The organism is Azorhizobium caulinodans ORS 571 (genome assembly GCF_000010525.1).
Taxonomy (GTDB): domain Bacteria; phylum Pseudomonadota; class Alphaproteobacteria; order Rhizobiales; family Xanthobacteraceae; genus Azorhizobium; species Azorhizobium caulinodans.
In genome coordinates this window covers 3,407,243-3,419,853 of sequence record NC_009937.1, presented here as the reverse complement: position 1 = coordinate 3,419,853, position 12,611 = coordinate 3,407,243, and the positions used below count along the sequence as shown (strand labels likewise).

10 protein-coding genes are annotated in these 12,611 nt (G+C 67.4%); 3 read left to right on the top strand and 7 right to left on the bottom strand.

Annotated features, from left to right (window positions below; all coding sequences use genetic code 11):
* The first annotated feature begins 5 nt into the window (after positions 1-5).
* A complete protein-coding gene (locus tag AZC_RS15445; RefSeq protein WP_043879446.1) occupies positions 6-935 on the top strand; it encodes an isoaspartyl peptidase/L-asparaginase family protein in 930 nt (309 codons plus the stop codon).
* Positions 936-974: 39 nt separating this feature from the next.
* Here the strand turns inward: AZC_RS15445 and AZC_RS15440 are convergent, their stop codons facing one another.
* The 6 genes from AZC_RS15440 to AZC_RS15415 all read right to left on the bottom strand — a co-directional run bounded on the left by AZC_RS15440 (position 975) and on the right by AZC_RS15415 (position 7,220).
* A complete protein-coding gene (locus AZC_RS15440) occupies positions 975-2,030 on the bottom strand; it encodes an aldo/keto reductase (RefSeq protein WP_012171513.1) in 1,056 nt (351 codons plus the stop codon).
* A gap of 114 nt (positions 2,031-2,144) precedes the next feature.
* Positions 2,145-3,419 (bottom strand): ABC transporter permease, encoded by a 1,275-nt coding sequence (locus AZC_RS15435; RefSeq protein ID WP_012171512.1) that lies wholly within the window; start codon positions 3,417-3,419, stop codon positions 2,145-2,147.
* Positions 3,420-3,426: 7 nt separating this feature from the next.
* Positions 3,427-4,092, bottom strand: a complete 666-nt coding sequence (locus AZC_RS15430) for an ABC transporter ATP-binding protein (protein WP_012171511.1) — start codon at positions 4,090-4,092, stop codon at positions 3,427-3,429.
* Between the two features lie 3 nt (positions 4,093-4,095).
* Positions 4,096-4,578, bottom strand: a complete 483-nt coding sequence (locus AZC_RS15425; protein WP_043879445.1) for a hypothetical protein — start codon at positions 4,576-4,578, stop codon at positions 4,096-4,098.
* A 171-nt stretch (positions 4,579-4,749) separates the two neighbouring features.
* Positions 4,750-6,492, bottom strand: a complete 1,743-nt coding sequence (locus tag AZC_RS15420) for an alkaline phosphatase (RefSeq protein WP_012171509.1) — start codon at positions 6,490-6,492, stop codon at positions 4,750-4,752.
* Between the two features lie 104 nt (positions 6,493-6,596).
* Complete coding sequence (locus AZC_RS15415) at positions 6,597-7,220, bottom strand: flavin reductase family protein (RefSeq protein ID WP_012171508.1); 624 nt, start codon at positions 7,218-7,220, stop codon at positions 6,597-6,599.
* A 252-nt stretch (positions 7,221-7,472) separates the two neighbouring features.
* On the opposite strand from AZC_RS15415, the gene mgtA reads away from it, so the two are divergent.
* Positions 7,473-10,076 (top strand): magnesium-translocating P-type ATPase, encoded by a 2,604-nt coding sequence (gene mgtA / locus AZC_RS15410; protein WP_012171507.1) that lies wholly within the window; start codon positions 7,473-7,475, stop codon positions 10,074-10,076.
* Between the two features lie 5 nt (positions 10,077-10,081).
* Here mgtA and AZC_RS15405 read toward each other — a convergent pair whose 3' ends face one another.
* On the bottom strand, positions 10,082-10,318 hold the full coding sequence (locus AZC_RS15405; protein WP_012171506.1) for a hypothetical protein: 237 nt from the start codon (positions 10,316-10,318) through the stop codon (positions 10,082-10,084).
* Between the two features lie 518 nt (positions 10,319-10,836).
* On the opposite strand from AZC_RS15405, the gene AZC_RS15400 reads away from it, so the two are divergent.
* A complete protein-coding gene (locus tag AZC_RS15400) occupies positions 10,837-12,534 on the top strand; it encodes a methyl-accepting chemotaxis protein (protein ID WP_012171505.1) in 1,698 nt (565 codons plus the stop codon).
* Positions 12,535-12,611: the final 77 nt, after the last annotated feature.

Sequence of the window (12,611 nt, the reverse complement as noted above, 5' to 3'; positions counted from 1 at the left end):
TGACGATGCCCGAGTTCAAGCCCGTTCTCGCGCTGCACGGCGGCGCCGGCACCATCCGCCGCTCCGCCATGACGCCAGAGCGCGAGGCCGCCTATACGCAGGGGCTTCTCACCGCGCTCTCCGCCGGCCGGGCCGTGCTGGAGAGCGGCGGTTCAGCGCTCGATGCGGTGACGGCCACGGTCATGGCGCTGGAGGACGAGCCGCTGTTCAATGCCGGGCGTGGCGCCGTGCTCACCAGCGCGGGCACGCTGGAGATGGATGCCGCCATCATGGACGGACGGGACCGCCGGGCCGGCGCGGTGGCGGGCATCTTCGGCCCGCGCAATCCCATCCTCGCCGCCCGCGCCGTGATGGAAAAGACCGAGCATGTCATGCTGACTGGGAGCGGCGCCAACGCCTTCTGCCGCGAGAGCGGCCTTGAGATCATGCCGGAGGACTATTTCTTGACCCCCGCCCGGCAGGAGGCACTTGCCCGCGAGCTGGAGCGCCGCCGCACCGGCGCGCCCGATGATGGCGACGCGGCCCGCAAGCATGGCACGGTGGGTGCGGTGGCGCTCGACAGCCATGGCCATCTGGCCGCCGCCACCTCCACCGGCGGCATGACGGCGAAGCTCCCCGGCCGCGTGGGCGACAGCCCTGTCTTTGGCGCGGGCACATGGGCGGATGACGCCACCTGCGCCGTCTCGGCGACCGGGCATGGCGAATATTTCATCCGCTATGCGGTGGGCCATGAGATCGACGCGCGGATGCGCTGGGCCGGGCAGAGCCTGAAGAGGGCCAGCGAGGGCATCGTGCGCGAGCTGGCGCCGCTGGGCGGCTCGGGCGGCCTCATCGCCGTGGACCGGACGGGGGCTATTTCGCTGCCCTTCAACAGCGAGGGCATGTACCGCGCCTGGATGCAGGCCGACGGCTCCATGCACACCGCGATTTTCTGAGAGGTCCGGCGCGCGGGCAGCCCGCGCGCCGTTCGTGGATCAGGGCGCCGGGCTGCCGCGCAGCTGGAAGATGGCGTTCACCTTCTCTTCGATCTCCTGCGTGATGGCGACATCCACGGTGGCGAGGTTTTCCTTCAACTGGGCGATGCTGGTCGCGCCGATGATGTTGGCGGTCACGAAGGGCCGCGACGTCACCCAGGCGAGCGAGAGCTGAACGAGCGACAGGCCGAGTTCCTTCGCCAGCGCCGCATAATCCTCGATGGCTTCCGCCGTGCCGGGCTTTTCGTAGCGCTGGCCGCGATTGAACAGCGTCATGCGCGCGCCCTCGGGCCGGGCGCCCTGGCGATACTTGCCAGTGAGGAAACCCTGCGCGAGGGGGGAGTAAGCGAGCAGGCCCACATCATCCCGCTCGGCAAATTCCGCCAGCCCCACCTCATAGGTGCGGTTGATGAGGTTGTAGGCGTTCTGGACCGAGACGATACGCGGACCATGCCCGCGCTCGGCTTCCAGCAGGAATTTATGCGCGCCCCATGCGGTCTCGTTGGAGAGGCCGATGTGGCGGATCTTGCCGGCCTTCACCAGATCCTCCAGCACGCCCAGCGTCTCGGCGACCGGCACTTCCGTGCCGTCCCCGCCGCCCCGCGCGCGGGTGCCGGCCGAATTGCCGAAGAGCGGCACGGCGCGGTCCGGCCAGTGGAGCTGGTAGAGGTCGATATAGTCCGTCTGGAGGCGCTTCAGGGAGTTCTCGACCGCCTCGGTGATATTCGCCCGGTCGAGCTTCGTGCCTTCGCCGGAGGCGCGGAAATAGGTGCTGTCGGAGCGGCCCACCACCTTCGAGGCGAGAATCACCTTGTCGCGATTTTTGCGGCTCTTGAACCACTGACCAATGATCCGCTCGGTGGAGCCCTGCGTCTCCGCCATGGGCGGGATGGAATAGAGTTCGGCGGTGTCGATGAAGTTGATGCCGGCATCGAGCGCGAGGTCGAGCTGGGCGTGGCCTTCGGCTTCCGTGTTCTGCTGGCCCCAGGTCATGGTGCCGAGCATGATGGACGACACCTTGAGGTCGGTGCGTCCGAGCCTGCGATACTCAAGCATGTGGCGGAAAACTCCGTGGGCGGGGCGCCGGCGCGGCCGGCGGATAGCGCTTTGTAGCAGCTTCGCCTTGGCCCTTGGCAAGCGGACGCAACGGCAGTTGCCCGCTGGCCTCGCTCAACCGCGCAGTGCCTGCGCCGGCGATTGGCGATAGGCGAGCAGGGCCGGGATCAGCGCCACCAGCCCGCCGACCGCGAACAGCAGCGCCAGCGCCGTCGCATCGCCCGGCAGGAAGGCGACGGGCAAAGCGATGCCGCTCGCCTGTTCCAGCGTGCGCGAGATGAGGCGGGCGGCGGCATAGCCGATGGCAAAGCCCGCCACGAGTCCCGTCGCGAGCAGCGCCAGAACCTCCAGCCAGACGATGCCGAAGACGGCGAGACGCGGCGCCCCGAAAGCCCGGAGCGCGCCGATCTGCTTGCGGCGCTGGAGCACGTGGATGACCACCACCAGAAGGATGGCGGCCCCCACCAGCACTTGCGCGCCGACGGCCACCAGCGCGATCACCTGCCGGGCATCGCCCAGCGTCGCATAAAGGCGGGTGAGCACCTCGCCGGGGAAGACGGCGAGGGAATGATCGGACCGATAGTCTCGCCGCAGCTTGTAGGCATCGGCTATGGTCTTCGGCTTCACCACGATGGCCGGCAGGCCCGGCGCGCCGGGGGCGGCAATGGCATCGGGGTTGATGGCATCGTCGAGATCCGGCGCCATGTCGCGGTGTGCCTGATGGGCGTCCGCAAGGCTGCGGGGACGGCCGGTCTCCGGCGCGTCATGGTCGGCATGGCCGGTGGCGGCCTCGGCCCCGTGCACGCGCCACACCGCCTCGATGGGCACCAGCACGGCCCGGTCCCACGGCGTGCCGGTCGGGGCGAGTCGACCCACCACGCGATAGGTGATGCGGCCATGGACTTCGGCAGGTCCGCCCACCTGCCCGTGCATGGGGTGGAAGGCCGCGCCCAGCGCCTTGGGCACGGCGGCGCCCACCACCGCCTCATCCAGCCGGGCGAAACTGCGGCCCTCCGTCATTTTCGTGAGGCCGTCGATGAGCGGCTGTGTGGTGCCGACGATGGGATAGTCATCCACGAAATCGCCGAAGCCCACCGGCGCCGCCCAGGCGACGCGCGGGTCCGCAACGAGCCCGGCCAGCACTTCGCCACTCATCAGCGGCAGAGGCGCGGGCTGGAGGAAGATGGCCGAGAGCACCAGTTGCGTCTCACTGCCTGGCGCGCCCAGGACGAGATCGAACGCCTGCGCCGCCCGCGCGCTGCCCAGCCGCAGGGCACGCTCCTGAAGGGTGACGACCACGCCCAGCGCCACCGCCAGCGCAATGATGAGTGTGACAGCGAGAACGCCGATCCATTGCCGCCGGAGATCCGCTGCGATGAAGCGAAACATGGGTGCCTCAGGCGGCGAGCCGCCCGGCATCCAGCCGGAGCGTGCGGGAGAGGCGGCCGGCGAGACGCGGATCATGGGTTGCGACGATGAGCGTCGCCTGCGCTTCCTGCGCCAGATCCAGCAGCAGATCGGCCACCGCCGCTCCCGCCTCCGCATCGAGGCTGGCGGTGGGCTCGTCGGCGATCAGGATTTCGGGGCGCGCGATGAGGGCGCGGGCAACGGCCACGCGCTGCATCTGGCCGCGCGAGAGCGTTTCCACCGGCTGGCGCGGATTGGGCAGGCCCACGCGCTCCAGGAGGCGCAGCGCTTCCACCCGTTTGGATGGCTGGAGGCGCCAGCAGCCGAGGCGCTGGGGCAGTAGCACATTCTCCAGCGCCGAGAGGCCGGGGAAGAGATGGAAATCCTGCATCACCAGCCCCACATGGGCGGCACGCCAGCGGTCGCGCGCGCCTTCGCCGAGGCGGGACAGGTCCGTGTCCGCCCATGCCACATGGCCGTGGCCGATCTTTTCGAGGCCGGAGAGGACGTTGAGTAGGGTGGTCTTGCCGCAGCCGGACGGCCCGCTCACCGCGACGCGCGCCCCCCGGTCGAGGTCCAGCGCGGGAATGGCCAGCGCCGGCTGGGCGAGGCCTGGAAAGCGCACCTCAAGGTCGCGGATGCTGAGGGCGGCCACGTCTCACGCCTTGCGGAAGCTGGCGCGGCGCAGGCGCAGCAGGCTGACGAAGCCGGTGTTGGGATCGGTCCAGGAGCCCACTTCCAGCGTGCCGCGCACCTCGATGAGGGCGTTGGCCTGTTCGAAGGTCTGGGCGCGGTCGAGATAGATGACGACGATATTGTCCGGCCAGTCCGCATCCGAAGAGCAGAAGGGGCAGATGGACATGGGGATTTCGGTGAGGACGAAGAAATCCGCCTCCGCCTTCAAAGGCGGGGCCATGAAGCCGCGCATAGCGACCTCCTGCCCCTTCAGCGCCTTCACCTTGTCGGAGAAAGAGAGGCCCAGCACGCTCACCTTGCCGTAAAGCTCGCTGAAATCGAGGGGCGCCGGCGCGGCATAAGCGGGCCGCATGGCAACCGGCAGGGCGAGCGCGCCCGTTGCCGCCAGCAACTGGCGACGGGAGAGGGGCAGAGCACTTTGCGCGAGGATCGGGTCTGCGGCCATCGTTCGGTCTGAAACGGAGAGCTGCCCCGGAAGGGCAGGGAGAGAATAGTTCAGGTCTGGGTATCGGGGAGCATAAAGGACGTCACTTCGGCAGTGGTGCCGGCCCCCGGGCGTTCTACCCCCCACCCAACCCTCCCCCACGAGGGGGGAGGGCTTTTAAGGGGGATGGGCTCAGTTCTTGGCCGGGGCGAGGGCCATCACGTCCACCAGGACGCGATAGACGTCGCTCTCTTCCATGTAGCCCTTGAAGCCGTCGGCGCCGGCGCCGGTGGCCTGCAGCACCACGTCGTCCACCGCATGGACGGCGGTGTCCGCGGAGCGGGGCAGATTGCCTTCCCGGAAGGTGGCGCCGGGCACATTCTTATAGGCCTCATTGGCCACGTACTGCTTCTTTTCGTTCTGCACCGCCGGATCGAACGGGCCGTCCATCTTCGGGCGCCAGGTCTCGTAATAGTCCGGATAGTTGGACGCGAAGACCGCGAGACGGCGGGAGACGTCCACCTTGTCGGGGAAGCCGTCGCCGTTCTTGTCCTCATAGTTCGGGAAGCCGGCATCCGCATAGACGCCCACCTTGTCCCGCATGTCCGGGCCGGGCTTGTTGTCGTCGATGGTGCCGATGATGGAGATGCCGTGGGTGTGGTCGCCGGTCACGACGATGAGCGTGTCCGGATGGGTCTTCAGGAATTCGATGCCGACGCCCACCGCCTGATCGAACTCGATGGTCTCGAACAGCGCCCGCTCCCAGTCCATGGGATGGGACATCTTGTCGATGGAGGCGCCTTCCACCATCAGGAAGAAGCCGTCCGGATTCTTGGCGAGCTGGTTCAGCGCCACCTTGGTCATTTCCACGAGGCCGGGCTGGTTCGGGAACTTCTCCACCGTGCCTTTCTTCAGGAACTCGCGGTCGAGCGTCACGTCCATGTTGGCGGGGTGGAACAGGCCGAGGATCTTGCCGGTGTTGGTGCCGGCGGCCGACGCGAGTTCCGTCTTGTCGGTGGCGAGGGTATAGCCCGCATCCTTGAAGAGCTGGATATAGTCCTTGTCGTCCTTGCGCTTGGAGCCGGGGGTCGTCTTCGGCAGGAAGTAGGCCGAACCACCGCCCAGCACCACGTCCGGCTTCACATCCAGCATCATGCCGACGATGTCGGCCTTGTCGGCGCGGGCGCGGGTGTGGGCGACCACGGCGGCGGGGGTGGCGTCCTCCACCTCGGCGCCGGTGACGATGCCCACCGACTTCTTGGACGTGCGGCGGATGGCTTCCGCGATGGTCTCGACCTTGGGATCATCCAGCGTGGACTTGGTGCGGTCCGCATAGACGCCGAGCGCGTTCACCGCCGTCTTGTGGCCCGTCATATAGGCCGACATGGTGTTGGCACTGTCGGTGGCGATGGCGTTGGTCGACGAGGTGCCGATGAAGGCCATCCGCTCGAAATCGTCGATGTTCAGGCGACCATTCGCCTTGCCCTCGGTCATGCCCTTGGACATGAGGCGGGCGCCGGTGCGGTGCGCCACCGAGAGGCCGTCACCGAGGAAGAAGATGACGTTCTTGGCCTTGGGGGTCGCCGCCGTGGCATAGACGTCCCAGGTCACTGTCTTGGTCTCGCCGCCAGCCTTCGCTTCCACCTTGTAGGTGCCGGGCTTGGGGAAGGCTGCGGCGCGCAGGAGCACGGCCGAGGCGTTCACGCCCTCTTCCTTGGCGATGAAGTCGGGCTTCTTGCCCAGCACCTGCTCAACGGGCTGGCCGTTGATGGTGATGCTCACGTCCTGCGGCTGCACTTCCTTGTCGAACTCCACCTTCAGGTCGAAGGGCGAGCCGGCAAGGATGGTGGCGCGGTCGAGTGGATAGATGGCGGTCGCGCCGGCGGTGCCGGCGAGAGCGGTGCTGAGGGCGAGAGCTGCAAGAAGCCGGCGCATCGACGGGTTCTCCTAGGGGATGGCGCTGCGGCATCCCCTAGGCCGGTTGCATGACAGTTGCGTGAACATTGCGGCGTGCAAGCACCGCCTGCCGCTACGTCGTGTCAGGCCTTTGGGCGCTCCAGATCGAAGCGGGTCTCGGGCGTGACGGCTGCATAGGCGGTCGGTCCGCCCGCGCGAAGCACGATGCCGGCGCCGAACGTGTCGAAGATGCCGTCCTTCAGCAGATGCGGAGCAATGTGCACGCCGATCACCTCACCCAGAACCAGCCAGGCCTGGATGGGGGCGCCGGAGGCGCTGCGCAACTGGTGGATGTCGGCCACCTTGCACTCGAACTGCACCGGGCTTTCCGCGACGCGCGGCACATTGACGAGGCGCGATTCGATCTTGGTGAGCCCCGCGCGCTCGAACTCGTCCTGGCCATAGGGCAGCGGTGCGCTGGTGTCGTTCATACGGCCGACGAGGTCGCGCGTGACGATGTTCCAGACGAATTCACCCGTCTCCTGCACATTGCGCAGGCTGTCCTTCGGGCTGGTGCTGGAGAAGCCGATGATCGGCGGCTTGTAGTTGAAGGCATTGAAGAAGCTGTAGGGCGCGAGATTGATGCTGCCGTCCTTGCCGCGCGTCGAAACCCAGCCGATGGGGCGCGGGCCGATGATGGCGTTGAGAGGATCGTGGGGCAGGCCATGGCCCTTGGTGGGCTCGTAGAAGTGCGTGGCGTCGGTCATGGGGCCTCCGGTCCGGCTGAGCCGGATCCGCAGAGAGGGATGAGGATGACGGACCATCGCCCAGCTTGACCGCTGGGGAAAGCCCCGAGCCGAGCGACGCGCGCAGACCAGTGCCGCGCCCGTTGGTGCTTGTTTCCCGCCGGGTGACCGCTCCGACGGGCAAAAGCAGCAACGGAGGTTGAGCGGGCGCAAGGACGCGCAGAGCCGGAGTCGTCAAATAGGGGCCTCTTCCCATTTGCGGATCGGCCGCCCATGACCGCGCTTCCTTCCACCGCCCATCTGCGTGCCGGCGCCGCTCCCACGGGTGCGCATTCCGAGGCGCCCTTCTGGGTGCGGGGCGCGGCTGCCCAATTGGAGATGCTCGCCTCCCGGCCCGAGGGGCTGACGGCCGCCGAGGCGGCGGAGCGGCTGGCCAGCCATGGTCCCAACGTGGCGGTTGCCGCCGGGCGCAAGTCGCTCCTCGCCAAGCTCTTGAAGCGGCTGACGGAGCCGCTGGTCGCCATTCTGCTGATCGCCGCCGGCGTCTCGGGTGCGACGGGGGACTGGCAGAGCTTCGTCATCATCCTGCTCATCGTCCTCTTCTCCATCGGCCTCGACCTGTTCCAGGAGGAAAAGGCGGAAGCGGCCGTTGAAGCGCTCAAGCGGTCCGTGGCCGTCTCGGCCCGTGTGCGGCGGGGTGGGCAGGCCATCGCCATCCCCGTACGGGAGGTGGTGCCGGGCGACGTGGTGGAACTGACGGCCGGTGATCTGGTGCCCGCCGACGGCATCCTGCTCTCCAGCCGCGGCGCGCTGGCCAACGAGGTGGCCCTGACTGGCGAAGCCTATGGGGCGGAGAAGGCGGCGGGGGATTGCGCGGCCCTCGACATCGCCGAGGCGACGAACGCGCTGTTTGCCGGCACCAGCATCGTCGGCGGCGTGGCGGTGATGCTGGTGACCGCCACGGGAGCCGACACCCGCTTTGGGCATGTGGCGGCCTCTGTGCAGGCCAAGGTGGCACCGGGCGCCTTCGAGCGTGGCATCCATGGCCTCGGCATGCTCATCCTGCGGCTCACCGGCTTTCTGGTGCTGTTTGTTCTGCTGACGCAACTTCTCAAGCAGGGCCTCACGCTGGAAGCCTTCCTGTTCGCGGTGGCGCTCGCGGTCGGCCTGACGCCGGAACTGCTGCCCATGGTGACCACCGTCACGCTCTCGCGGGGGGCGGTGCGCATGGCGGCGCGGCAGGTGGTGGTGAAGCGGCTGGCGGCCATCCATGACCTCGGCGCCATGGATGTGCTCTGCACCGACAAGACGGGGACGCTGACGCAGGCGCGTATCGCGCTGGTGGGCAGCTTCGATGCGGAAGGGCTGGAGAGCCCGCGGGCGGTCGAGGCGGGGCGGCTCAACAGCCGCTTCGTCAGCGGCCTGCACAGCAATCTGGACGACGCTCTTCTCGCCGACGCGCCCGCGGATGCCGGATCCCTGCGCTGTCTTGCCGACCGTCCCTTCGACTTCGATACGCGTCGGGCGACCGTCCTGCTGTCAGAGGGCCTCTCCCGCCGTCTCGTCACCAAGGGCGCGGCGGAGATGGTGCTGCCGCTGTGCCATGCCTATGCGCGGCAGGATGGCACGCTGGCGCCACTCGACGCCGACGCACGCGCGCGCCTCTCGGAGAGGATGGAGGCCAAGGGGCGAGAGGGCTTCCGCCTCCTCGCCGTGGCTTCGGCGCCTGCCGATGATGCGCTGGCGGACGTCGAGGAGGCGGGCGCGCCCTATGTCTTCCTCGGCTGCCTCGTCTTTCTCGATCCGCCGAAAGACAGCGCGACGGAGGCGATCGCTCGGCTCTCGGCGGCGGGTGTGCGGGTGAAGATCGTTTCCGGCGACGCGGGGGCCGTCGTCCGGCATCTGGTGGAGACGCTGCACCTGCCGGCCTCCGGCCTGCTCACCGGCGCCGAGATGGAGGACATGAGCGACCTTGCGCTTGCGGCGGCGGTGGAGAAGACGGATCTCTTCGTGCGTGTGTCGCCCGAGCAGAAGAGCCGCATCGTCCGCGCGCTTCGGGCGCGAGGGCATACGGTCGGCTTCATGGGCGACGGGATCAATGACGCCCCCGCGATCCATGCGGCGGATGTGGGGCTCTCCGTGGATGGCGGCACGGATGTGGCGCGCGAGGCGGCGGACATCATCCTCCTCGCTCCGGACCTCGGCGTGCTGGCAGACGGCGTGCGCGAGGGGCGGCGCACCTATGCGAACATCATGAAATATGTGCGCATGGGGACGAGCTCCAACTTCGGCAACATGCTCTCCATGGCTGCTGCCTCGCTGGTGCTGCCCTTCCTGCCGCTGGCCCCCTTGCAGATCCTGCTCAACAACCTGCTCTACGACCTCTCCGAGATCGGCATCCCCTTCGATCAGGCGGATGAGGCCGATCTGATGCGCCCGCAGGCGTGGGACATGGGCGCGGTGCTGCGCTTCACCCTCATCATGGGGCCGCTTTCATCCGTCTTCGATCTGGTGACCTTCGCGGTCCTGAGCCTGGGCTTCTCGGCCCCACCGGATGAGTTCCGGACGGCATGGTTCGTGGAATCCATCGCCACCCAGATTCTGGTGATCTTCCTCATCCGCACGCGCGGCCCCGCCTGGGCGAGCCGGCCCGACCGGGTTCTTGCCGCAACATCCCTCGGGGCGCTCGCGGTGGCGCTGCTGATCGCCTTGACGCCGGTCGGGTCCGTGGTCGGCTTCGTGCCGCTGCCGGCGTCGCTGCTCGGGGCGATCGCGATGCTGACCGCCCTTTATCTGGCGTGCGCGGAGGGGCTGAAGCGGTTCGCCATCAAGCCCTCTGCGCAAGGCCCGCGATCCGCAGGCCGCCGGGTCACGTGAGCAACCTACTGATAGACGAAGGCCGCGCAGTGGGTGAAATAGGAGCAATAGTAGAACATGATGATGTAGGCGAGGAAGGCGAACATCGTGATGAAAGCCATGGTGGCCAGAACGATGATCGCGATGTTGTAATAGATCGTATTCCCGCTCACGGCCGCGAAGCCTGCGCGACGACGCATCAGGAGCGTGACGGCAACCACGAGTGCCAGAAGCAGAGCCGCGAATAAAGCCGTGTTCGTCATGAGGATGACTCACTTTCAGTGGTCGGCGGGGACCTTCTGTCATAGGAATATAAAGGTCTGACGACGGCCTTCGCGGATCGAATTCTTGTCCTGCGTGTCGGTTCAACGACTTCGCGCCCCGCGTGCAAGGATGGTCGACATAGTCGACGTCTTCCCTTGCGGCATGTGGTGCCTCTGTCTGCATGGCCTCTGCTTGCAGCCTGTCAACGGCGCCGCAATAAGCAGTTGAGCAGTGTCTTTTGGTGGTTACCTCGCCGAGACCAGGTTACTTGAAGGTTCGAGGACGACAGTTGGTCGCGGGCGACGCCATCCCCGGGCCTGCCTCCCGTCCATGGTGCGCGATATGGCTTCGCGCTGCTCCTGAGACGACGGTGAGGCAGTCAACATTCTGGAAAAATTCAAAAAATACCAAGGCGACCGCCGCCCACACACGGGTTCCGCTTCGGCAAGTTTGGCGCAAGATGAGGGTAATAGGGGAGGGAGGTCTCTCTGAGGTTGTATGAAGTCCGGAGGCTTTCTTGCTCTACAATAATCTGAAGATGATCTGGAAGATCGTCGCCCTTCTTGTGCTGCTTGGCGCTGTCAGCATCGGCGGTGCCCTCTATGGCGCCAGCCAGTCCACGGCGATCAACGACTTGTTGTCCGGCATCATCGAAGGGCCGGCCGCTGCCGCGACGCGGATGGCCCGCGCCAATCGATTCATGGTGAGAACGGAGCTTGCCATCTATCAGTTGATCAACGCGCCCGACGATGCGTCGGTCGCCGCCGCCGACAAGGCGATGAACGAAGTCGTCGAGACCGCCCGCGGCATCTTTTCCGATGCGGCCAAGCTCGCTCCGGCCTTCTCGTCGCGCATCGAGAGCATCGGCAGCAGTTTTTCGCGGACCATGGAAACGGCCTGTGCCTCTACGATCAAGCTGTCGCTGGTGGCCCGCACGCCGGCGGAGAATGCACGTGCCGCGGCATTGATGCGGTCCGAATGCGAGCCGGCGATCGAGAAGATCAGCCAGGACTCCGTCGCGCTCACCGCCGAGATGCAGACCTACATGGCCGATGAAAACAAGCGGGCCGATGACGTGACGGCCAGCGCCAATGCGACCTCCATCTCGGTGATCGTCGCCGCCACCGTGCTGGTCATCGGCCTCGCGCTCTTCCTCGTGCGCCGGAGCATCGTGCGCCCGCTCGAGGCGATGATGGGCGTGATGGAGGCCATGGGCCACGGCGATCTCAGCCGCAAGCCGGACGAGACCGGACGGGCGGACGAGATCGGCGCCATGTCCCGCACGCTCACCGTCCTTGGCGAGCAGTTGCAGGCTGCGGAAGCCGCCCGTCAGCAGCAGGCGGAGCGGGAAGCCGCCGAGCGGCTTCAGATCCAGAAGCGGCAGAAGCTCGCCGAGGCATTCGTCGCCGAGATCCAGCAGATCGCTGCGACCTTTGCCGATTCGTCGGCGCAGGTGGCCGATTCCGCCCGCAACCTGTCGGCAACGGCGGAGCAGACCTCCCGGCAGGCCCAGGCTGTCGCGAGCGCGGCCGAGGAGGCGGCGACCAATGTCCAGACGGTGGCGGCCTCTTCCGAGGAACTGGCGGCCTCCGTGCGCGAGATCACCGGGCAGGTGAGCCATTCGGCCTCGGTCGCGGAAGTAGCCTTCCGCGAGGCGGAAACCTCCAACGAGCGCATCGTGGAACTCGCCCGCTCGGCACAGGCCATCGGTGACGTGATCGTCCTGATCAAGGGCATTGCGGACCAGACCAATCTCCTTGCGCTCAACGCGACCATCGAATCCGCCCGCGCCGGCGAGGCCGGCAAGGGCTTTGCCGTGGTGGCGTCCGAGGTGAAGGAACTGGCGGCCCAGACCGGCAAGGCGACGGACGAGATCGCCAGCAAGATCGCCGAAATCCAGCAGGCGACGCAGGGCACCGTCAGCTCCATGGGCGAGATCATCCGCGTGGTGGGCAACATCAAGCAGATCTCCTCCTCCATCGCCGGCGCGGTGGAGCAGCAGGGCGCGGCCACCGGTGAAATCGCCCAGAACTGCCAGCAGGCCGCCACCGGCACCCAGCAGGTGACGGAGAATATCGGCGGCGTGGGGCAGGCGGCCGAACTCACCGGCTCGGCCTCCAGCCAGTTGCTGACCCTGTCGCAGGGCCTGTCTACCCAAGCAGTCGACCTGCGGCGGACGGTGGAACGGTTCGTGTCGGACCTCCACGCCGCCTGAGGCGCCGACGGGGCGGGTGCTGGCTCCAGCGCCCGCCTTCCCGCGCAAGCCCAAGGCAAGGTCGGGGCGCGAGTGTG